Genomic DNA, 21,607 nt, shown 5'->3' with positions numbered 1-21,607 from the left:
AAAAGCTTTTTAGCTTTTCTAGTTTTTTATTACGTATTGCTTAAGTTTCTCTAAATCCTCATAAATAAGCTCCAATAAGCCCCGATTATAAAAAATGGAAGCAGGATGGAAGGTCGGAAAAATATGATATTCTTTCTCTGACCATGTAAATTCTGCACTTTGCATATCCTTTAATTTTTGAATGGGCTGTTTTAATAATTGTCCGTGCACATCTGTAATCTTTTTATCTTTTCCTGCTAAACGTTGAAGACCGATATTGCCAAGCGTGACGATAAGCTTCGGATTTATTTTCTCTAATTCATAATCTAACAACGATGCATGGGCAACTATTTCTCCTTGATTTGGCGTTCTATTATACTTTTTTTGTATGATTTCACCATTTCGTTCTTTTTTCTCTCGCCACTTATAAGGTCTACTCCGAACAGCACTCGTAATATATACTTCTTCCCTTGTAACGTGAATACGTTCTAAAAAACCCATTAATTGTTTTCCGGCTCTCCCGCTAAACGGAATCCCATTATGAATTTCTGTTTCACCAGGCGCTTCTCCTAACAACATAAATTTCGGATTTTCAGGGCCTTGTCCACTTAAAAAACCTTCTAATTGATAAGGAGCACTACGCTCTTTCACCTGTTTTACTAAATGGTCTGGATATTTCATTTCCCCACCGCCTTTCCGCATTACTTCTATTATTTCTATTTGCAATACATTATATAATTCAATCCACAAAACAAAAAAGACTATCAAAATTGATAGTCTTTAGTCGTCGCTACGCTGCATACCAGTATAAATTAATACGAGACGTAATAATTCAAATACCGCTACGGCTGCAGCTGCTACATATGTTAATGCTGCCGCATTTAATACTTTACGAGCTTGGCCATATTCATCTGTTGATACGATTCCTAACGCTTCAATTTGTTGCATCGCACGCTTTGATGCATCAAACTCAACTGGTAATGTAACGAGTTGGAACACAACACCTGCTGCCATTAAAATGATACCTAAAAATATCATGTTGGCCATCGATGCAAAAATACCGATCATAATAAATATCCAAGAAATATTTGAACCAAAGTTCGCAACTGGCACTAACGAATGACGAATACGCATAAAGTTATAATCTTTTGCATCTTGAATTGCGTGTCCTACTTCGTGTGCTGCAACTGCTGTACCAGCAACTGAATGACCGTAATAGTTATCTGTTGATAATCGAACTGTTTTGGCAGTTGGATCATAATGGTCTGATAAATGACCTGGTGTTTCTTCTACAGCTACGTTGTATAATCCATTTTCATCTAAGATTTTCCGAGCCACTTCTGCTCCTGTCATACCTGATGTTGAATAAACTTGTGAATACTTGCTATAGGCACTACGTACTTTTGACTGTGCATACAACGGTATGATCAAAATGATCGCGAAGTAAATTAAATAAAACATCATGAACCTCCATTGAAGTTTTAATTATAGTACTTCTCATTCTATTTTCTTCTGCCACCATTGTCAATGAATAAACCTTACAATCCGAATCTTTATTTATTACATTATCTATTCTTAGAATGTACATTACTTTTTCTTTTTTCTCTCTCTCCTTTATACTTTCTCCACCCAACATAAGTTAATGTGAATAAAATAAGACCTCCAGTAATTGTCATAAACCAAATGAGAGAAGGTGCAATTTCATCTTTTTTTACTGTATGAAATATTTTTTGCAAATCTCCTTTAATGATTCCTAATTGCATTTGCCCACCTTTTGTTTTTAACATAACGTTACGAAATTCATCTAAATAAGATAAATGGGCATTTACACGCTGCACTTCATTTTCTGGCAAGGCAATCATTAAGCTTGGATAAATAATATTAAATTCATGTAAAAATGTGTTTAACGTTTGTTGAAACTGTCCCGTATCTTCTTTTTTCATCGCTTTTTCCATTTGAGAAAAGGCATCCATTACTTTTCCTTCTCTTTCCATCCAAAGTGGTTGATATTTCGATACTTGCGCATCGACAGCGAGCTGCAGGGCTAACACATTATCAATTTTAACTTGTTTCCTTACATCTTCTTCCGCGAGAGATTGTTTCGCCTTGTCGTAAGCTAAAGAAATAACTCTAACTTGATCTGGCGTTACTTCCTGCTTCTTTTCATTCCCCTTTATCACAAACTGCTCCGAGAAATGTTGCAGTACTTGTACTGCTTTTTCATCTTCATTACGCTTCACTAATTGTAATGAGTCATCTAACAACCCTGTTAGTTCGCTCCACTCCTCAGCATATATACGTAACGGAAACATGATAATTAGAAATGCAATCAGTCCAATTAATGTTCTCTTCATCACGGTCCCCCCTATAACTACTAGTACAAAATATGTTAATGTGGACAAGAATAGAACAGAACTGGACCGAAAAATATATTATCATTTTACAAACAAAAAAAATTCTCTTTAAACAGAGAATTTTTCTTTTGAAATCCTTTTCTTTTTTACGAAATATTTATACAAGCTATAACAAATTATGCTACCACATAAAATAAATAATAAAATAGCACACGCTGCATGCATAAAAAACTCTTCTGGTAACATTAATATAATCGGATCCTTCTCAGGATCAAAAACCCAATAATCATTACTGAATAAAAGCTTATGGAATATCACAAAACTCTTTTCAAAATTAATAGCAATCGGTAACATTAACGCTATTGGAAAAATGATTGTTAAAATAGATCCATGCAGTAAAAACTTTTCATTTTTCTTTTTTAACAAATACATGCCGCCTACTATTGCAATTATAATTGTCGCATACATTACATATTGAATCTTTACTAAAATGTTTTTCACATCTACAAAATGAACACGGCCATTTGTAGACATATCTAGTGTTGGCAAATGTAATGCTCCGTCATAAAATGGCGATAAATATGTGATAAGCACATCATAATTTCTTTTAATATCATCCTTCGTCATAGCTGCTAAATCTGGAATGTTCAAAAAATCAATTTCAAAATAATATAGCCATTTTCCATATACAACCGCCGTTGTTGCGAGTGCAAATATAGAAAATGCTATGCTATATGAAACAATTATCGTAATCAATCGATCCAATATTTTTGTACCACTCGTATTTTTCTTCATTTTCTCCCCCTACATATTCTAACTATCATAAAGAAAACTGTTTTCGATTCTCACGTAAGCAATAATAATATGTCATACAAAGCACAGCAATGCTTAACCAGAACGTAAAATAACCAATTTCTCCTACAAACAAATGCATAATTCCGTATCTCGGCATTTGCCAGAACAAATAATCAATTGCATCATTATGTAATGTCCATATAGCGGCTACCGCAAAATGCCATTTTTTTATACGGTAAAACGGTGCATATAGCACTGCTTGTACTGCCATCGCAAAATGCGAAAGCATTAACATATACCCGATAAGGCCAATAGGACCTTTTACATAAATCATAACCCCATTTACAACAACAGCCCATATACCATATTTTATTAAAGTAACAATCGCTAGCGCCTCTATTAATCCCCAATTTCTCTTTATTAAAAAAGCGATTAAAACAAAGACAAAAAAAAGACTTGCCATAGGACTATCGGGTACAAACGGCCAAAATATAGGTAAAGTTTCTTTTAATTGATTTCCATACCATATGAATCCGTATATTGTACCTAATATGTTAACAACTAATAAAAATAATAATACGGAGCGTTGCCTTAACATTGCATACAAGTAAACCAAGCTGTATGTCCAACACCTTTCATTCTTTCATCAAACTCTACTCTATTATATAGTAAACTTTCTATCATCAAAATAAAAAGCTGACTACAAATTTTGTAGTCAGCTTTTTATTATTTTTTATTATACTTTGCAACGAATTCCGAAAGCTTCTTCAGTTCCTCATCTGTACCTTTAAATACACCTTTAGGCATGGAACCTTTTCCCTCTTTCGCAATTTTAGCAATTTCTTCTGGCTTCAAAGTTAAATTTTGCAGTGCTGGTGCTGCTGCGCCGCCCTGTAAATTGTCACCGTGACATGTTAAACAAGTATTTTTTTGCATTAATTTATAACCGTCATCATTTTTATCAACTGGTGCTGTTTTTACAATTGCTCCTTGTTTTTTTGCAGCTTCCCAGTCGTGGTGTGCTACAGATTCCCAAGTTAAAAAGATAATCGATGCAACTGCTAAAAGCATAAATCCCGTTGCTACAGGACGCTTCAATGGGCGTCTTTCTGGGCCTCGATCAAGAAATGGAGCTAACAGTAATGCGCCAAACGCAATCCCTGGCATAATGAACGCTCCAATTACAGTAAATGAGCCAGAAGCATAAGAATACTTTAATAACTGATACAAGAATAAGAAATACCAATCTGGAAGTGGTATATACCCAGCATCAGTTGGATCCGCCATTCTTTCAAGCGGTGACGGATGCGCCACTGTTAAACATAAATAACCGATTAAAAAAACTGCACCAACCATCCATTCTTTTAACAAGAAGTTCGGCCAAAATGCTTCTGTTTTCCCTGGGTATTCCGAATAGTCTTTTGGAATATTTGGTTTCCGAGCTACTGGTACCCGAGAATCTCCTACAAACTTCATCCCTTTGCCGCGATGCATAATCTCCCTCCTTTAGTTCTTTCCCCTTTAATTTAGCAATCTCTTATAGTGGACCGGAAATACCTTGTTTGCGAATCATGATGAAGTGGAAGGCCATTAAACCTAGAAGTGCTGCTGGTAAGAAGAAGACGTGAATAGCAAAGAAGCGAGTTAATGTTTGAGCGCCAACAATTTCGGAATGACCAGCGAGTAATGTTTTAATGTAAGGACCAATGAGCGGCGTTTGCTCTGCAATTTGAATCCCTACTTTCGTAGCAAATAACGCTTTCATATCCCACGGTAATAAATATCCGGTAAAACCAAGACCTAACATAACAAAGAAAATAAGAACACCAACAATCCAGTTTAGCTCACGAGGCTTTTTATACGCACCCTGGAAGAAAACTCTAAGTGTATGTAAAAACATCATTACAATGACGAGACTAGCACCCCAGTGGTGCATACCACGAACAATTTGCCCATATGCAACTTCATTTTGCAAATAATAAACCGATTCCCAAGCATTTTTAATATCAGGCACATAATACATCGTCAAAAACATTCCAGATAAAATTTGAATTACAGTAACGAAAAAGGTAAGTCCGCCAAAGCAATAAACGAATGCAGAAAAGTGATGTGCCGGGTTTACATGTTCAGGTACTTCATGATCAGCGATATCACGCCATATTGGTGTAATATCTAACCTTTCATCTACCCAATCATAAATTTTATTTAGCATCTACTTTGCACCCCCTCTTGGCTTCGCTTTTCCTAAGTACAGCGTTCCATCTTTCACTTTAGATTCGTATACATCAAGTGGAGCAAGGGGCGGCGTGCCTTTAATGTTTATCCCGTCTTTTGTGTAACGGCCCCCGTGACATGGACAAAAGAATTGATTCGGATGTGCTTTGTCCGAATTCCAGTTCACTGTACATCCTAAATGTTTACATACTGGAGAGAATGCAACAATGTCTCCGCTTTCATCTTTATGAACCCAAGCTGATTTTGGCTCTTCGGACTTGTACCAACCATCAACCTGCTTCACCTTAAAGTCGAAACGTTTCGGCTCTGTTGTAATATCCTTTACTTGTGCAACAGCAACCATATCCGTTCCCGCTTCTTTTCTTAACACCGGATCAAGCGCAAATCGCGTCATCGGCATTAAAATACCCGCTGCCATAAAGCCTCCTACCCCTGTAAGGGTGTAATTTAAAAACTGTCTTCTTGACACACGATGTTCTTTCTCGCTCACGAAAATTTCCCCCCTCTATCAGAAATTGTCCCCTCGTGATAAATTATATAAAAAATAAAAACTAGGACACTATCATGATATAATACGCTCATGCACAGGTCAATATCATACTACTCATAATAATAAGAACTTTCTGTTTATTATTATTTTCCCCATTTTTCTTCTAACATTACCATTATATTTTTTATATGTGCATGAATCACTTCTCTTTTCGCTTGATCACTAAATTGTTCTAACGCTAATGAAGGAAACCAAAATAAATCTCCCTGCAATTCTTGCATATCTTCTTTCCATGAAAAATCACTTGTAACATAAGCAATATGCTTAAAACCTTGCTTTTTCAAATGATTTGTCCATTCTTGCAAACGACCTTTTTCGTTTTTTTGACTTTCTACTAGATACGTAAATGCAGGTAATAAAAGCACTCTTCCTTTATATTCTCTTTCTAGCTCCATACTCAACAATTCGATAAATTCCCCTTGTTCTACTACCATTTTCATTTCTTTCGCTGCTGAAATTGATAAAAGTGGTATAACACCCGTATCTACATATTCTCTTGCTTGCTCAAACTGTTCCACATCTTTTACAATCCATTTCAAATGTCTTCCCTCCCCCGTCTATAAATGACAGAACTTTCACTTTATATATATTAAACCATACTAAAAGAGGTAAAAAAAGAAAAACTACCTATATTAAGGTAGTTTTTCTTGAAAAAGTCTGAAATTTGTAAAATTTTATGAATCCAAATGAATTCTATAACATCTTTAACTCCGCTGTTAACCTATGAAACGCTTCCTTATCTTGCTTATCCAGCGCTTCATCAATTTGTTTCAAAAGACGTTCTCTTCTAAAAGAAAATACACTTTCTTCTAAAAACCTTTCTGCAAGTAAACGATCTTTTTCATTTACTTCAATGTGCTTTGGTAAATATGGGTTTTCTTCTAATACAGCTACGTAATTGGCATTTTGAAACGATGATTTAAAATTGAGTTGAATATAAATATCCTCATCTCGATTTAAACGAATATCATGAAACGATTTTTCAGCATCTGTTGTCATAACATTTTGTTTAAAAAAGTGAAACGGTGTGTCTTTTACACAATTCGCGGACATTACTAAGCCACGCGGACAATATTTTGCATGCTCTACGAAGTGGACTTTATGCATCAATTGGTCGTGACTCATTAAATAATTCAAAATCCATACACATTCACGCTGTTTCAGTTGGTAATTATTCAAAAACCATTTTACAAAATCCTTCTTCTCGTTTACAGAAACAGGGGTATTCATAGCAATTAAGTCCCTCCTCTGTCTTTCTCTTTTCTTTTTAGATTCAAGAAGCGGTATTCAGTTTCCTTCCAACTTATGAAAAATCCTCTAAATTATATAACAATTCTTCAATATGAATTTGTGTCGGGTCTAGTTGTATTAACTGAGTAAATACTTCTTTCGCCTCTTTTCGCATACCTTCTTCCAATAAGAAATAACCGTACTCTTCCAAGAAGTCTGGATGATTCTTAAAAGAAGTATATGCACTTTCATAGTGTTTTAATGCATCAGAATACATTTCTAATTGTTTTTTTGCAAACGCAAGATCCCAAAGTAGTTGTGTATCTGGTTCTCCGCTATCGATAGCACGCTCTACAACGGCAATTAGCTCTTCATACTTTTCTTGTTCCTTTAATATATATGCATATTTTAATGTTGCACCTAAATGTCCTGGATCTAACTCAAGCGCTTTTTGAAGCACTTCCTCTGCTTCCGCTATTTTCCCTAATTTCGCTGCAATGTTCGCTAATTCTACATAGAATGGTACAGAAAGTTCATCTACTTTAATTCCTTCATGAAGTGTTTCATAGCTTTCTTGAAGCATTCCTTCTTTTTCATAGCTTTTCGCTAAATACATGTAAAGAGATGCATACTCAGGATCTAATTCTTTCAGTTCTTGCCAAGCACCAATTGCTCTTTGGTATTCTTCACCTTGGTATAACGTGAATGCATATCCAAATAATGAGTGAATATCTTTTTGTTCCTCTAAACCTGCTTCGTAGTAAGAAATCGCCTCTTCCCAATTTCCAATGGCACTTAACGTTTCTCCAAGGCGCAGTGCAATGACAACACCACCCATTACTTTATGCTCCGCTAATAGCGACTCATAATAAGTAATTGCCTTTTGTTCTTCACCTTTACTACTATATAACTCTGCTAATCCAAACGTAATGACATGCTCGTCAGGCATCATTTCTTTCGCCTTTAATAGTTTTTGTTCTGCTACATCATCAAAACCTTGCATTTGGAATAAATCCGCAACTAGTAATAATGATTGAACATATAAATCATCATTTTCTGGAATATCATGAAGCACTTCAATTGCTTCATCTTCTTTGTCTAGATCAATATATAATTCTGCTAAAAATACAGTGAATTCACTTTCTTCTGGATACAATAAACGCAAATCTTCTGTAATAGCTAACGCTTCATCCGTAAATCCAAGTGTATGATAATAGCGAGCGATATCATACTTCTCTTCATCATTCGCAATTTTTAATTGTTCTTTTAATAATTGTAATCCTTTTTCCGCTTCACCATTTTCAATATATGAAACAGCTTGTTCAAACTTTTGCATAAACGTCTCCTTTAATTCTAAAAAATATTCTTTTCTGTTCATTTACCCTGCTATTAACGGGCAGTAAGACCCCACCTCAAAATTCAGCTAGGACAAAGAAGTTAGTTTTGGGGGCAACTGCCCGTAAAAGCCCGATTGGTGTGGGCTAATAATCAGCGGGGGATAAACATCCCCCCATTGATTAAAGTTTCACTTTATCATAAGCAACTCATTGTTAGAACGCAACCTTTAGAATGAGCATGCTTCTTCTTACAGAGTAGTTAATTGTTCAAAGGTTCGGATATGATACCGATACCTTCTTATCTTCTTCTATTGTACCGCTTTCTTTTATGACCGTGCAAATAACTTCTCCCACTAATTATCGAGCCATACCAATCTTGATTTACAGAACAACTTAATTACTAAACTTCAACTTTTTTAATGCGATAAAAAAGACTCCTCTAATAGGAGCCTTCACAATCTCTTAAGAATATGTTTCCTCTTTCTGTACTTGCTCATTTACAAGTTCTTTCAGTAACTCTATAATTTCATCATTTTCTTCTTTCAAACCGACAGTAATACGAATGCCATCATCGATACCAAATGCAGCACCAGAACGAACAATATATCCTTTTTTCATTAATCGTTCAAAAGCTTCATTACCAGGAATACCGAGTTTTAAGAAAATGAAATTTGTTTGAGATGGATAATAGAATACGTTATATTCCTTACAAAATGCGTAATATTGATGTAATCCTTCTTCATTCTTTTTCACACATTCTTGTAAAAATGCTTGATCTTCTAATGCAGCAAGTGCTACAGATTGCGCTACAGTCGATGTATTAAACGGTAACCTCGCTACTTCTAGCTGCCCGATTAACTCCGTATTACCAACTGCATATCCGATACGGAAAGCAGCTAGACCATATGCTTTTGAAAACGTACGCAATACCATAAGATTTTCATACTTTTCAAGAAGTGGTAATGTTTGCGGATAGTCTTCTGCTCCCGCATATTCATAATATGCTTCGTCCATAATAACAAGCGCTGACTTAGGAACTGATTCTAAAAATGAAAGTAATTTTTGTTTTTCTACATATGTACCTGTCGGATTATTCGGGTTACAAATCCATACAATCTTCGTTTGATCATCTACTTGCTGTAACATCGCATCTAAATCGTGAACGCCATCTTTAAGTGGTACTTCACGAACTTCTGCTCCTTCAATAACAGCATGGTGATGGTATTGTGAGAATGTTGGATTCGCCATTATAACATTTGTTCCTTCGTGTAGTAACGCACGACTAATCATTTGAATAACTTCATCTAATCCACTACCAAATAACAGTTGTTCCGTTTTAACACCTAAATGTTTTGCTACTTGTGTCCGAAGTTCAAAGGCATGTCCATCTGGATAAAGAGCGTATTGACTCGCTACAGAAGTTAATGCTTCTGTTACGCGTGCTGAGCACCCGAATGGATTTTCGTTCGATGCTAATTTCACAATTTTTGATAACCCATATTCCCTTTTTACTTCTTCAATATTTTTCCCAGGCACATATGCTCTCAAAGTTAACAATTGCTCTTTCACTCTCATTTTTCTTCCCCCAGTCATTTTATTCAATTCGATTACAATACGGTTATACTCCCTTACTATAATCGTTTATCATAACTGTCACTATTACGAAAATACTTCTAAATAGGCTCTCCATAGCTGTTATCTACTTCTTATACCCATATCCTTTTGAAATGCCTCTAACGCAATATGAACAGTCTCATCAGGAATAGATACGACATTCACTACCCTATATTCCTGCATAAGTACCATATGAATTGTTCCTGCATTCGCTTTCTTATCTTGTTTCATCAACCCGACGAGGCGTTCTACACTTAAATCACTTGGCATTTTTGGATAGCCGTACTTCAAGAACCACTGCTTCATCTCTTCATAAGCAAGATTAACCTTATACACCTGCTCACTTAAGAATATAGCAAATAACATTCCAACCGCTACTCCGTCACCGTGAGTAATATTTCCATATCCTAGTTCTTTTTCTAGAGCATGGCCTAACGTATGTCCAAAGTTCAAATGAGCACGTACACCTTTTTCTGTTTCATCTTGCGCTACAATGTTTGCCTTTACAGGAATTGCCTTCGTTAATATGTGGATTAATTTCTCATCACGAAGATCTGCTAATGTTTGCACTTCTTCTTTTAGCCAATGATATAGCTTTACATCACCAATTAGAGCATGTTTTATCACTTCTGCATAACCCGAGCGCCACTCTTTTTCAGGAAGAGACTGTAAAAACGGCGTATGATATACAACTGCTTCCGGTTGATGAAATGCACCTATCATATTTTTACCTAACGGATGATTGATTGCTACTTTCCCACCTACCGCGCTATCGTGAGCTAATAAAGTCGTCGGAACTTGAACAAAGCGAATTCCACGCATAAATGACGCAGCAACAAAACCAGCTAAGTCTCCAATCATCCCGCCTCCAAGTGCGATAATTAAAGAATTTCTATCTAATTTATTTTCAAGAGCTGACGTATGAGCCGCATAGAAATTTTCAAAGGACTTCTCTTTTTCACCACTCGGTACAACGAATGAAAATACTTTTTGATCTATTTGCAACGCATCTACAACTGTCTGTAAATGTAAAGGTGCAACAGCCTCATCTGAAATAATCATAATGTTTGATACAGATGGCTGCATGTTTTGAACGATTGTTGTCAAATGTGACAACGATTCTTTTCCTACATATACATCATATTCTTTTGATTTCGTTTGAATATGTATGTTTCCCATTAAAATCCCCTCGCATATTCATTATGTTTCTCAATATTTTCACGAATAAGGTCCATACGATCTAATCCAAATTGTTCTATTAAAGCTGTCGCTAATTCCCAAGCTACAACCGCTTCCGCAACGACACTAGCTGCTGGAACAGCACAACTATCTGAACGTTCAATACTTGCTGTAAAAGGCTCTTTCGTATCAATATCGACACTTTGAAGAGGTTTATATAGTGTAGGTATCGGTTTCATCACTCCGCGCACAACAATTGGCATTCCAGTCGTCATACCGCCTTCTAAACCACCCGCGTTATTTGTTCTTCTTGTATATCCATGCTCTTCATCCCACAAAATTTCATCATGAACTTCGCTACCCGGTCTATGTGCTGCTTCAAAACCAATTCCAATCTCGACCCCTTTAAAGGCATTAATGCTCATTATTGCGGCTGCTAATTTTGCATCTAGTTTTCGATCATAATGCACATAGCTGCCTACTCCAATCGGCATTCCTTCCACAATTACTTCCACGATGCCACCGATTGAATCACCATTTGATTTCGCATCATCAATTGCTTTTATCATTTGATTACCAGCTTCTTCATCTAAACAGCGTACAGGTGATGCTTCTGTAATACTTTTTAATTCTTCAATTGAACGATACGTAGTCTCTTTAGCCTGTACACCGCCAATTTCAATTACATGGCCTGCTACTGCAATACCAAGTTCCGCTAACACTTTTTTTGCAACCGCACCAGCAGCAACACGTACTGTCGTTTCGCGTGCCGAAGAGCGTTCCAGTACATTTCTCATATCTCTATGACCATATTTAATCGCACCATTTAAATCAGCATGTCCAGGTCTTGGTTTTGTTACTTTCCTTTTCATTTCTTTTTCTTCTTGTTCCGTTAACGGCTCTGCACCCATAATTTTTGTCCAATGTGCAAAATCACGGTTTTCAACAACAAGTGCAATTGGAGAACCTAATGTCTCTCCATGTCTAACACCACTTACAATTTGCACTTGATCTGTTTCAATTTGCATGCGTCTACCACGCCCATATCCCTTTTGCCTTCTAGCTAACTCTTCATTTATATCATCCGCTACTAATGGTAGTCCGGCTGGAACACCTTCTATAATCGTTGTAAGTTGTGGACCATGAGATTCACCAGCTGTAATATATCGCATACGTTATTCCTCTTTTCGTATATGTATTTATCTCGCTATATTAAGCAATAATTTTATCTTTCATTACTCTAAAAATATGAAAGAGTTATTCATACATCAGCCATTCGCTTATTCTCCGATAGGCCTTTACTTTACATATCAATATATCATAACAGCTCTAACTTCGTAACTAATAGAAATAAAAAAAGTGCAAGAAGAATACCCCTATTCTCCTTGCACTTTCTACTATTATCACAGTGATTAAAGCGTTTACAAATTATTTCAAAATAATTAGTAAATCCATTCATTCATTAATTTTGAGTAGTCAACTAATTCTTCTTCCTTAAAGAAAATACCAATCTCGCGCTCTGCACTTTCTAACGAATCAGAACCATGGATAATATTTTTGGCAACAGTTACACCGAAATCTCCACGAATTGTTCCAGGAGCTGCTTCATGTGGTCTTGTTTTACCCATCATGTTACGAGCTGTATCTACTACACCTTCACCTTGCCATACCATTGCGAATACAGGACCAGATGTAATAAAGTCTACTAATTCACCAAAGAAAGGTTTTTCTGTGTGCTCAGCATAGTGTTGTCCAGCGATTTCTGGAGTGACTTGCATTAATTTTGCACCAACTAATTGAAAGCCCTTCTTCTCAAAACGAGCTACAATTTCCCCAATGAAGGCACGTTGTACACCGTCTGGTTTAACCATTAGAAATGTTTTTTCCATAAAAAATCTCTCCACTTCTGAATTATGTATGTAATTGTATATCCCCACACACATATTAACACCCTTATCACAATTGTGCAATAGTTTTGAAATAGAGAGATTATTTTATTTTTTAGAAAAAACACTAAAATTTTCGTTTTCCAATATACTTTGCTACATTTTGTAATGCATACTTTGCTTGTCCACGTGGGAGTGGTTTTATCATTTCTAATGCTTTATGTAAATAACGTTCACTAAACGCAAATGCTTTATCAATAGCAGCACTATTCTTTACAGCTTCAATAATTTCTTTCATTTCGTCCGCTGTTGTATTTTCATGTACAGATCTGATTTTCTTACAAAGGATTGGATCTTCCATAGCATATAAGGCAGGAAGCGTAATGTTTCCTTGCAATAAATCGCCCCCAGCAGGTTTTCCAAGTTTCTCTTCTGTAGAAACGAAGTCTAAAATGTCATCAATAATTTGATACGACATCCCTACGAAATAGCCATACCAAAACAGACGGCTTACCGTATCACGATTAGCGCCAGCAGCAATCGCTCCTAGTTGGCAACTTGCAGCAATTAATAAAGCGGTTTTTCGCTTTATTCTTCTTAAATATGTTCTTAAATTTTGGTCATAGTTATACTTATCTTTAATTTGTTCGATTTCACCTTTACAAACTTCTAAAATGGTATGCGATAGCGCCTGATGCGCCTCTGGAATTTCAATATTCGTTATACATTCAAGAGACTTAGCGAATAAATAGTCCCCTGTATACATTGCAATACGATCTCCCCATTTCGCATTCACAGTTGCACTACCACGTCGTAAAAACGCAGCATCAATAACATCATCGTGAACAAGAGAAGCCATATGAATAAGTTCTAACGCAACAGCTACATGCTTAATTGCATCTAACTTATAATCTCCAAATTTCCCCGCAAGCAACACAAATACAGGACGAATTCGCTTCCCACCAGCTTCAATAAGTTGTAATGCCGCCTCTTCTACTAATGGCTGTTCAGAAGCAACTGTCTTTTTTAATTCTTTTTCTATCACATTAATATCCGATCGTAAAAAAGAGTACATAAGTTGTAACTTCATATTGTTCACCTTAACCTAAAACTTCTTTTTTCTATTTTGATTCTGGTTTCATGCCTAAATGCATCGCTGCTACCCCAAAAGTAAATGGCTTCACTTGCACACGTTCAAGTCCAGCTTTTTCGAACATATTAGCCAATTCTTTCATACCTGGGAATGTACTAGCAGATTCTTGTAGCCATGAATATTCTTTATAACTTTTCGCAAATAACTTTCCAAATAACGGCATGATATATTTAAAGTATAAAATATAACCTTGTCGAAAACCAATCATTGTTGGTTGAGATGTTTCTAAACAAATTACTTTTCCACCTGGTTTTACTACACGCGTCATTTCTTTTAATACGTGCATATAATCCGGTACATTACGTAAACCAAATCCAATCGTTACATAATCAAACGTGTTATCTTCAAATGGAAGTTCCATTGCATTCCCGTGCAGAAGTTCTACTTGTTTTAATTGTAACGCCTCTACCTTTTGCTTACCAACAGATAACATATTTTCGCTGAAGTCTAAACCAACAACCTTGCCCTGTTCACCCACTGCTCCAGCTAGCGCAATTGTCCAGTCCGCTGTTCCGCAACATACATCAAGCGCTTTACTACCTGGTTTTACATCCATAATGCGCATCGTCTCTTTGCGCCACGCTTTATGTCTTTGAAAACTAATTACAGAATTCATCACATCGTATTTATCAGAGATTTTCTCAAATACATCATGTACTCTTTCTTCTTTTGATTGTTGCATGCTCGTACCTTCTTCCAATGTAAAATTGCTTATGTCTTCGATGTATCTCTTAACACAGAGTTTATTTCGCTTATATCTGTGTGATTTTCTAAAAATTGATTTTCTTTCTTCCTAAGTTTCATCATCCATCCATTCATAACTGTTTCTGCATCTGCTTTATCGTTCACAATCCCTTGAACAGCTTGAAAAACAGGTGAATGTTGTTTATTAACATGTAGTTCACATTCTTTTTGGAGACGATTTTTCCCTAGTACATATGTTATAAACGGCTTCCAATGCGCTAAATGAAAATGATCACATGTTTTTTGCAACAGTGCAGACTCAATCATTACTACACTCTCCATTATGTCATCCACCGTTTTATGCGCTTTTTGATATAACATTATTTTGTGTTCATTAATTTCTTTAATTCCTTCAGCAAGCGCACGAATTAAAACAATATCACGATTCATAGACAATAAGTAATAATATAACCCGCTATAGTAATCACCAGCAAGCACTGTTAACTGGCGACGCTTATGCGATTCATTCGCTTCTTCCCCTGCTTTATTTGATACTCTTTCATGTGTATCAAGCGCAATTTGCACAAGCATAATCGTCACTACATAATGCTCAATTTGTTCTATATGTAAATTTGCACCTTTTAAAGCACCATATAACAATGCGATTTTCTCTTCGTCAATAAATGGTTCTTCAATATAGTTTATAAAATAAGGATGGCGTAATTTCACCATCAATTTCTCTCTTATACCCGCATACCCTCCGTAGATGTCACACACAAAAATCACCCTTGTTTTCTAATTCATAAAACTTATTATAACACATACACTCTATTTTCTATAACCAAAACTTGGCTACTCTTTCCAAACTTCTACCGAACTACATAACATCTTCTATTCTTTTAAGTAATCTTTCTATTCTCACTCTGCCTCGCTAAAACTATATCATTTATTTACAAAAAAAAAAAAGAAAAGCAGTTTCCCACTTTTCTTTACTTCGTTTTAATAAAAGATAAAATTTCACTACGTGCTGCAGCATCATTTTCTAGCACACCACGTACTGCTGTTGTTACTGTTTTTGCACCTGGCTTTTTCACACCGCGCATCGTCATACACATATGTTCCGCTTCTACTACTACCATTACACCATGCGGCTCTAGTACTTCCATAATAGAGTTCGCTACCGTTGATGTAATACGTTCTTGCAGTTGTGGACGACGTGCAATTGTATCTACAGTACGAGCTAATTTACTTAACCCTGTCACTTTTCCGCCTTGCGGAATATATGCAACGTGAGCAACTCCATAGAATGGAACTAAATGATGCTCACACATCGAATAAAACGGTATATCTTTTACTAGTACAAGCTCCTCATGATCTTCTCCGAACACTTTGTGTAAATGTTCTTTCGGATCTTCATGCATACCTGAGAACACTTCTGCGTACATTTTTGCAACACGCTTTGGTGTATCAAGTACTCCCTCTCGATTAGGATCATCTCCAATTGCCTCTAAAATAAGGCGTACTGCATGTTCAATTTGTTCTAAATTAACTTTTGCCATCCGCTAGCCCTCCCGAAAACCTAAAAGTGATACGAACACATTCTAGCATATTTATGTTTTTAAAAGCAAAAAGAAGAGTTTCCAAAAAGGAAACTCTTCTTCCCTGTTAATATGTAAGGATTATTTAACCGCATCTTTTAACGCTTTACCAGGTTTGAATGCAGGTACTTTACTTGCAGCGATTTCAATCTCCTCACCTGTTTGTGGGTTACGACCTTTACGAGCCGCACGCTCACGAACTTCGAAGTTACCGAATCCGATCAGTTGTACTTTATCACCTTGTTTTAAAGCTTCTAAGATAGAATCAAAAACAGCGTCTACTGCTTTTGTTGCGTCCTTTTTAGAAAGGGAACTTGCTTCTGCAACAGCATTGATTAAATCTGTCTTGTTCATGCCATTCACCTCCTCCCAAAGATAAGACTGTATAATGATCATAAAATGAGTCTTACTTTCATTTGTAGGCAATTTTTGCAAATTCTATACTACAAAGATGTAGATAAATCATTATCAACGCCTATATTATACGATTCTCCTTTATAATTCAATATTTTTAAGGAAATTGTTACTCTTAAAATGTGAAAATCTGATGAAACTTGACAATTTACAACAATATATTAGATAATAGCTGTTTATTTTCCTATTCTATATGCGAAAATTAAAAAATCCCTCTACGATGAGAGGGATTTTTTCTTATAATATAATCGCAATTAATCCGCCAGATCCTTCATTAATAATTCTTTCTAGCGTTTCTTTTAATTTATATCTCGCATTTTCTGGCATTAAAGATAGTTTCGCTTGAATGCCTTCCCGAACAATAGAACTCAGTGAACGTCCAAATATATCAGAATTCCAAATTGATAATGGATCATCTTCAAAATCTTGCATTAAGTAACGAACTAGTTCTTCACTTTGTTTTTCCGTACCAATGATTGGCTCAAACGTAGACTCCACATCTACTTTAATCATATGAATAGATGGAGCTACAGCTTTTAATTTCACACCAAATCTTGAACCGTGACGAATAATTTCTGGTTCATCTAAACTCATGTCAGCTAACGCAGGCGCCGCTACACCATATCCTGTTTGTTTGACCATACGCAGAGCATCCGCCACTTGATCGTATTCTATTTTCGCATGAGATAAATCGAGCATAAGCTTCAATAAATGATCTTTCCCTCGAATTTCTACTCCTACTACTTCTTTTAAAATTTGATCATATAATTCATCTGGTGCATATAAATCAATCTCTGCTACGCCTTGCCCCATATCAATGCCAGCTAGGCTCGCTCGATCAATAAATTCATACTGACTAAACTGCCATACGACACGGTCTACATCACGAAGACGTTTTATATCCTTCACAGTCTCTTGAACGGCTTCTTGATAACTTTGGCGTAACCAATGCCCTTCATTTAGCACCATTACCCAGCTCGGAAGGTTCACATTCACTTCTAAAACAGGGAACTCGAATAACGCCTCTCGAAGTACATTGTATACATCTGTTTCTCTTAAACTTTCAACACTCATCGCAATGACTGGGATATCATATTCTTCAGATAAGCTTTGGCGCAATTGCTCTGTATCTGGATGATACGGCTGTACAGTGTTAATGATCATAATGAAAGGTTTTCCGACTTCTTTTAGCTCATTTACGACGCGTTCTTCTGCCTCTATATAATCTCTTCTTGGAATTTCACCAATCGTTCCATCTGTTGTAATTACAACACCAATTGTTGAATGTTCTTGAATTACTTTACGTGTTCCGATTTCTGCAGCTTCATGGAATGGAATAGGTTCTTCATACCAAGGAGTATTAATCATGCGCGGGCCATTCTCATCTTCATAACCTTTTGCTCCTGGAACAGTATATCCGACGCAATCTACTAATCGAATATTCACTTCAAGACCTTCATCTACTTCGATAGAAACCGCTTGGTTTGGAACAAATTTCGGTTCCGTCGTCATAATTGTACGGCCAGCAGCACTTTGAGGTAGTTCATCCTGCGCTCTTTGACGGTCAGACTCATTTTCAATATTAGGAATAACTACAAGTTCCATAAATTTTTTAATGAATGTTGATTTCCCTGTTCGAACAGCTCCTACAACTCCAAAATAAATATCACCGCCTGTGCGTTCCGCAATATCTTTAAAAATATCTACCTTTTCCAAGTGATTCCCTCCCTCAATATTTTTGGGAATAATTCCACGTTTATAGTCAACTAATACCTTCTCTAACGTTGCCTATAATATCTGATATAATATAATGGTATTCTAGAAGTTCGGACAATATATCATATAATTTTGTCCAATTTCATATGACTATTAAAAAAATACCTTTTGTTTGCATCGCAAGTTGTGTAACATAAAAAACCTTTCTTCTAGAACTTATTCACTAAAAGAAAGGTTCATGACTTATGATTTTAAAAAAATTGGTTCTCCACTCTTTACCGTATACGGTAAAGAATACGCAGGTACAAACGGAGAATCTTTCGAAAGTATATTTCGAATATCTTCCCCCTCCTTAAATTGCCCTTCATTTTTTTTCAACGCTTCATATAAGTCGATTCTATAATCAACATAAATTTCTCCCTTCTCATTAATTACAAAAGGAAGGCCTTTACCAGAATATGGACTTGTCACTTGCGGTACATCTTTATATCCAAGTTTTTTGAAATCTAATTCATACACACCATCTGAAATTACCTTTTTAAAAGGTGGATATTGATGTTCATCTCGATACATCCTCAGCTTTAATGATAATTGCTGAATTTGTTCAGCCATCCTCACATCAATTAATTTTACTGTTGGGTTTGTTTCAACGTCTATTAATACGTATTGATATACTCCCCCGCTTTCATAGGCATTCCCTGGTGCTTCTTGTATGTAACGCGGAGAAATCTTTTGAAAATCGATTGGGTATTTTTGATAAATAGGCGTATTCATATCCCGCGTCTTAATTGGCAATATCCCGTCATTTTGCTCCTTAAATGTCGCAACAGCTTTTTGAACGACTTGTAGCTGATCTTCATAAGGAACAGCATTTTGTTTCATATTTTCTTTTGGATACAGACACCCTGTTAAAATGCTCATACAACAAAATATTAAAATAATATGGAATTTTTTCACTAGTAATCACCTTTTCATACTAATATAACTCGCTCCGTACCATGCCCTTTACTGCTGTACAGGACCACTAAATACAACAAGAAAAATAACAATTCCTGACACAATCATGAGGGTGTACGCTACCAATGCTGTAATCCCTTTCAAAACTTTATTCTTTATTTTATATCTGCTTAGTAAAATAAAACTTACTGCAAAAAACATAAATCCAATTGCCCCTAAAGCAAACCACATTTTTATAAGCCCTTCCGACATATACACACCCCTTTTTATCAATCTATTTTTATACTATTTTAACAAATTAAAATCTTTAAACAAATACAAAAAAGAACATTTTACTACAAATCGAGAATATGTAGTTTTAATCAATAGGTTTTTCAGCATTTTCCACCAGTCTAGATAAAAATAAAACCGAAGCGAGCATATCTCTCGCTTCGGTTGACCAAATATGCCCAAAACAGCTCTATTCCCATACTTTCATGGCTATCATATGCAATTTACAAACTCTTTGTTTCTCATATTTTATTTTTTAAACATTTTGCTTAACGAGCCAAAATCTGTCGGCATATTATTGTTAATAATCGCTTTTACAATTTGATCCTCTTGTTCTTTCGGCACTTCACGTCCTGCCATAAGAGCCACCTGATGAATCAATTGACGAAGTACAGTCTCATCACGTAAATTCGCATTTTGTACCGATGATGCTAATTTAAAAATATCTTCTTTATTCACTTTCGCTTCTTTTTCAATGTTATTAAAAATGTTGTTATCCATTCTTTTCACCCTCTCCTCAAGTTACTCTTCATCCTATGCAAAAATAAAAAAATGGTGAAAAGACCCAAAAAATAAAAAGCGACAGAAGTACAAATGTACTTCTGTCGCTTTTCTTTAAAGTAAGTCAGGTATAGCTTCCACTTCGTGTTTTCGAACACGCCCCATTAATGAGCCTACTGCATCTTTTACATTATTCCCATTGAATAGCACATCATATAAAGCAGCTGTAATTGGCATTTCTACTTCCATTTTTTCTGCCAATTCATGAGCAGCTTTCGTTGTTCTTACACCTTCGACAACCATACCCATACTTTCTAACACTTCTTCTAAAGAGTGTCCTTTTCCAAGCATATTTCCAGCACGCCAATTTCGGCTATGAACACTTGTACAAGTTACAATTAAGTCACCCATACCAGTTAGTCCAGCAAACGTTAACGGATTTCCACCCATTTTTCTTCCTAAACGAGCAATCTCCGTTAAACCACGCGTCATTAATGCCGCTTTCGCATTATCACCTAATCCAAGACCATCAGTTATCCCAGCAGCTAATGCGATAATATTTTTTAACGCACCACCAAGTTCAACTCCAACGATATCTGGATTTGTGTATACACGGAAGTAACTATTCATAAACAAATCTTGTACTTCCTCAGCCGCTTCCATACGCTTTGCTGCAGACGTAACAGTTGTCGCTTGACGCAACCCTACTTCTTCAGCATGACTCGGTCCAGACAGTACAACAACATCTTTAATCAAGTCCTCTGGAATTTCTTCCTCAATCACTTCCGAAATACGTTTTGACGTACCAGGTTCAATTCCTTTACTTGCATGAATCCAAGTAGTCGGGCCCGCTACATATTTCTTCATATCTTGCAGTACTTCTCTATACGCTTTCGTTGGTACTACAAGAAGTACTACATTTACATCTACTAATGCTTCTTCTAAAGAAGAGTAGGCTACGATTGTGCTTGGCAATGTAATTCCTGGGAGATATCGACTATTCTCATGTTTTGTATTAATCTCATCCATAAGTTCAGAACGATTTCCCCAAATACGTACATCATGCCCATTGTCAGCTAATACCATCGCTAACGCTGTTCCCCAGCTACCTGCTCCAACTACTGTGATTTTTGTCATAAAATCACATCCTCTCCA

Annotated in this window: 25 protein-coding genes; all 25 read right to left on the bottom strand. The window is 36.1% G+C overall.

Going from position 1 to position 21,607, the window contains the following annotated elements:
• Positions 1-18 precede the first annotated feature (18 nt).
• A complete protein-coding gene (locus PSR14_RS08725) occupies positions 19-660 on the bottom strand; it encodes a uracil-DNA glycosylase (protein ID WP_000876855.1) in 642 nt (213 codons plus the stop codon).
• A gap of 99 nt (positions 661-759) precedes the next feature.
• Positions 760-1,440, bottom strand: coding sequence for a zinc metallopeptidase (locus PSR14_RS08720; protein WP_000499536.1), 681 nt, complete (start codon positions 1,438-1,440; stop codon positions 760-762).
• 104 nt (positions 1,441-1,544) lie between these two features.
• Positions 1,545-2,333 carry a sporulation protein YpjB gene (gene ypjB / locus PSR14_RS08715; RefSeq protein WP_000831595.1) on the bottom strand — a complete coding sequence of 263 codons (789 nt, stop codon included), beginning with the start codon at positions 2,331-2,333 and terminating at the stop codon, positions 1,545-1,547.
• Positions 2,334-2,441: 108 nt separating this feature from the next.
• Positions 2,442-3,128, bottom strand: coding sequence for a TIGR01906 family membrane protein (locus PSR14_RS08710; protein ID WP_073541933.1), 687 nt, complete (start codon positions 3,126-3,128; stop codon positions 2,442-2,444).
• Positions 3,129-3,153: 25 nt separating this feature from the next.
• The gene (locus PSR14_RS08705; RefSeq protein ID WP_000262820.1) at positions 3,154-3,744 is read right to left on the bottom strand and encodes a DUF1405 domain-containing protein; all 591 of its coding nucleotides are present in this window, start codon (positions 3,742-3,744) and stop codon (positions 3,154-3,156) included.
• 110 nt (positions 3,745-3,854) lie between these two features.
• Positions 3,855-4,622 carry a menaquinol-cytochrome c reductase cytochrome b/c subunit gene (gene qcrC / locus PSR14_RS08700; RefSeq protein ID WP_000554606.1) on the bottom strand — a complete coding sequence of 256 codons (768 nt, stop codon included), beginning with the start codon at positions 4,620-4,622 and terminating at the stop codon, positions 3,855-3,857.
• 43 nt (positions 4,623-4,665) lie between these two features.
• The gene (gene qcrB, locus PSR14_RS08695) at positions 4,666-5,340 is read right to left on the bottom strand and encodes a menaquinol-cytochrome c reductase cytochrome b subunit (RefSeq protein ID WP_000932700.1); all 675 of its coding nucleotides are present in this window, start codon (positions 5,338-5,340) and stop codon (positions 4,666-4,668) included.
• Positions 5,341-5,853: a menaquinol-cytochrome c reductase iron-sulfur subunit gene (gene qcrA / locus PSR14_RS08690; RefSeq protein WP_001290418.1), complete on the bottom strand. Its 513-nt coding sequence runs from the start codon at positions 5,851-5,853 to the stop codon at positions 5,341-5,343.
• Between the two features lie 143 nt (positions 5,854-5,996).
• The gene (locus tag PSR14_RS08685; protein ID WP_000871307.1) at positions 5,997-6,452 is read right to left on the bottom strand and encodes a YpiF family protein; all 456 of its coding nucleotides are present in this window, start codon (positions 6,450-6,452) and stop codon (positions 5,997-5,999) included.
• 154 nt (positions 6,453-6,606) lie between these two features.
• Positions 6,607-7,143: a ReoY family proteolytic degradation factor gene (locus PSR14_RS08680; protein WP_001095923.1), complete on the bottom strand. Its 537-nt coding sequence runs from the start codon at positions 7,141-7,143 to the stop codon at positions 6,607-6,609.
• A gap of 73 nt (positions 7,144-7,216) precedes the next feature.
• Positions 7,217-8,479: a tetratricopeptide repeat protein gene (locus tag PSR14_RS08675; protein WP_098487258.1), complete on the bottom strand. Its 1,263-nt coding sequence runs from the start codon at positions 8,477-8,479 to the stop codon at positions 7,217-7,219.
• 463 nt (positions 8,480-8,942) lie between these two features.
• The gene (gene hisC, locus PSR14_RS08670; RefSeq protein ID WP_073541932.1) at positions 8,943-10,055 is read right to left on the bottom strand and encodes a histidinol-phosphate transaminase; all 1,113 of its coding nucleotides are present in this window, start codon (positions 10,053-10,055) and stop codon (positions 8,943-8,945) included.
• Positions 10,056-10,175: 120 nt separating this feature from the next.
• Complete coding sequence (gene aroB, locus PSR14_RS08665) at positions 10,176-11,273, bottom strand: 3-dehydroquinate synthase (RefSeq protein WP_098487254.1); 1,098 nt, start codon at positions 11,271-11,273, stop codon at positions 10,176-10,178.
• Complete coding sequence (aroC, locus tag PSR14_RS08660; protein WP_001269362.1) at positions 11,273-12,445, bottom strand: chorismate synthase; 1,173 nt, start codon at positions 12,443-12,445, stop codon at positions 11,273-11,275. The genes aroB and aroC overlap by 1 nt, the downstream gene beginning before the upstream one ends.
• A 270-nt stretch (positions 12,446-12,715) precedes the next feature.
• Positions 12,716-13,162: a nucleoside-diphosphate kinase gene (gene ndk, locus PSR14_RS08655; RefSeq protein WP_000415887.1), complete on the bottom strand. Its 447-nt coding sequence runs from the start codon at positions 13,160-13,162 to the stop codon at positions 12,716-12,718.
• A gap of 124 nt (positions 13,163-13,286) precedes the next feature.
• On the bottom strand, positions 13,287-14,249 hold the full coding sequence (hepT, locus tag PSR14_RS08650) for a heptaprenyl diphosphate synthase component II (protein WP_000776082.1): 963 nt from the start codon (positions 14,247-14,249) through the stop codon (positions 13,287-13,289).
• Between the two features lie 31 nt (positions 14,250-14,280).
• The gene (gene menG, locus PSR14_RS08645; protein WP_001187667.1) at positions 14,281-14,994 is read right to left on the bottom strand and encodes a 2-heptaprenyl-1,4-naphthoquinone methyltransferase; all 714 of its coding nucleotides are present in this window, start codon (positions 14,992-14,994) and stop codon (positions 14,281-14,283) included.
• 29 nt (positions 14,995-15,023) lie between these two features.
• Complete coding sequence (locus tag PSR14_RS08640; RefSeq protein WP_002163716.1) at positions 15,024-15,773, bottom strand: heptaprenyl diphosphate synthase component 1; 750 nt, start codon at positions 15,771-15,773, stop codon at positions 15,024-15,026.
• A 212-nt stretch (positions 15,774-15,985) separates the two neighbouring features.
• Positions 15,986-16,555: a GTP cyclohydrolase I FolE gene (gene folE / locus PSR14_RS08635; protein WP_001151482.1), complete on the bottom strand. Its 570-nt coding sequence runs from the start codon at positions 16,553-16,555 to the stop codon at positions 15,986-15,988.
• A gap of 120 nt (positions 16,556-16,675) precedes the next feature.
• Positions 16,676-16,948 (bottom strand): HU family DNA-binding protein, encoded by a 273-nt coding sequence (locus tag PSR14_RS08630; protein WP_001043860.1) that lies wholly within the window; start codon positions 16,946-16,948, stop codon positions 16,676-16,678.
• 297 nt (positions 16,949-17,245) lie between these two features.
• Positions 17,246-18,724 (bottom strand): stage IV sporulation protein A, encoded by a 1,479-nt coding sequence (gene spoIVA / locus PSR14_RS08625; RefSeq protein WP_000416519.1) that lies wholly within the window; start codon positions 18,722-18,724, stop codon positions 17,246-17,248.
• 243 nt (positions 18,725-18,967) lie between these two features.
• Complete coding sequence (locus PSR14_RS08620; protein ID WP_113732598.1) at positions 18,968-19,681, bottom strand: hypothetical protein; 714 nt, start codon at positions 19,679-19,681, stop codon at positions 18,968-18,970.
• 48 nt (positions 19,682-19,729) lie between these two features.
• A complete protein-coding gene (locus PSR14_RS08615; RefSeq protein ID WP_001288998.1) occupies positions 19,730-19,933 on the bottom strand; it encodes a DUF2768 domain-containing protein in 204 nt (67 codons plus the stop codon).
• A 267-nt stretch (positions 19,934-20,200) separates the two neighbouring features.
• A complete protein-coding gene (locus PSR14_RS08610) occupies positions 20,201-20,452 on the bottom strand; it encodes a stage VI sporulation protein F (protein WP_000369754.1) in 252 nt (83 codons plus the stop codon).
• Between the two features lie 114 nt (positions 20,453-20,566).
• A complete protein-coding gene (locus tag PSR14_RS08605; RefSeq protein ID WP_000161776.1) occupies positions 20,567-21,589 on the bottom strand; it encodes an NAD(P)H-dependent glycerol-3-phosphate dehydrogenase in 1,023 nt (340 codons plus the stop codon).
• Between the last annotated feature and the right edge of the window lie 18 nt (positions 21,590-21,607).

Origin of the sequence: Bacillus sp. A01H (assembly GCF_045277205.1) — a bacterium.
In the GTDB taxonomy this organism is placed as follows: Bacteria; Bacillota; Bacilli; order Bacillales; family Bacillaceae_G; genus Bacillus_A; species Bacillus_A paranthracis.
Note: the sequence above shows the minus strand (reverse complement) of the source record. Positions and strands in the feature narration are given on the sequence as shown.

What these genes read in the sequence shown, in the direction of transcription:
- PSR14_RS08725 (WP_000876855.1), bottom strand. Translation starts at nt 660, where the DNA reads ATGAAATATCCAGACCATTTAGTAAAACAGGTGAAAGAGCGTAGTGCT.
- PSR14_RS08720 (WP_000499536.1), bottom strand. Translation starts at nt 1,440, where the DNA reads ATGTTTTATTTAATTTACTTCGCGATCATTTTGATCATACCGTTGTAT.
- ypjB (WP_000831595.1), bottom strand. Translation starts at nt 2,333, where the DNA reads ATGAAGAGAACATTAATTGGACTGATTGCATTTCTAATTATCATGTTT.
- PSR14_RS08710 (WP_073541933.1), bottom strand. Translation starts at nt 3,128, where the DNA reads ATGAAGAAAAATACGAGTGGTACAAAAATATTGGATCGATTGATTACG.
- qcrC (WP_000554606.1), bottom strand. Translation starts at nt 4,622, where the DNA reads ATGCATCGCGGCAAAGGGATGAAGTTTGTAGGAGATTCTCGGGTACCA.
- qcrB (WP_000932700.1), bottom strand. Translation starts at nt 5,340, where the DNA reads ATGCTAAATAAAATTTATGATTGGGTAGATGAAAGGTTAGATATTACA.
- PSR14_RS08680 (WP_001095923.1), bottom strand. Translation starts at nt 7,143, where the DNA reads ATGAATACCCCTGTTTCTGTAAACGAGAAGAAGGATTTTGTAAAATGG.
- PSR14_RS08675 (WP_098487258.1), bottom strand. Translation starts at nt 8,479, where the DNA reads ATGCAAAAGTTTGAACAAGCTGTTTCATATATTGAAAATGGTGAAGCG.
- hisC (WP_073541932.1), bottom strand. Translation starts at nt 10,055, where the DNA reads ATGAGAGTGAAAGAGCAATTGTTAACTTTGAGAGCATATGTGCCTGGG.
- aroB (WP_098487254.1), bottom strand. Translation starts at nt 11,273, where the DNA reads ATGGGAAACATACATATTCAAACGAAATCAAAAGAATATGATGTATAT.
- aroC (WP_001269362.1), bottom strand. Translation starts at nt 12,445, where the DNA reads ATGCGATATATTACAGCTGGTGAATCTCATGGTCCACAACTTACAACG.
- ndk (WP_000415887.1), bottom strand. Translation starts at nt 13,162, where the DNA reads ATGGAAAAAACATTTCTAATGGTTAAACCAGACGGTGTACAACGTGCC.
- hepT (WP_000776082.1), bottom strand. Translation starts at nt 14,249, where the DNA reads ATGAAGTTACAACTTATGTACTCTTTTTTACGATCGGATATTAATGTG.
- menG (WP_001187667.1), bottom strand. Translation starts at nt 14,994, where the DNA reads ATGCAACAATCAAAAGAAGAAAGAGTACATGATGTATTTGAGAAAATC.
- folE (WP_001151482.1), bottom strand. Translation starts at nt 16,555, where the DNA reads ATGGCAAAAGTTAATTTAGAACAAATTGAACATGCAGTACGCCTTATT.
- PSR14_RS08630 (WP_001043860.1), bottom strand. Translation starts at nt 16,948, where the DNA reads ATGAACAAGACAGATTTAATCAATGCTGTTGCAGAAGCAAGTTCCCTT.
- PSR14_RS08615 (WP_001288998.1), bottom strand. Translation starts at nt 19,933, where the DNA reads ATGTCGGAAGGGCTTATAAAAATGTGGTTTGCTTTAGGGGCAATTGGA.
- PSR14_RS08610 (WP_000369754.1), bottom strand. Translation starts at nt 20,452, where the DNA reads ATGGATAACAACATTTTTAATAACATTGAAAAAGAAGCGAAAGTGAAT.
- PSR14_RS08605 (WP_000161776.1), bottom strand. Translation starts at nt 21,589, where the DNA reads ATGACAAAAATCACAGTAGTTGGAGCAGGTAGCTGGGGAACAGCGTTA.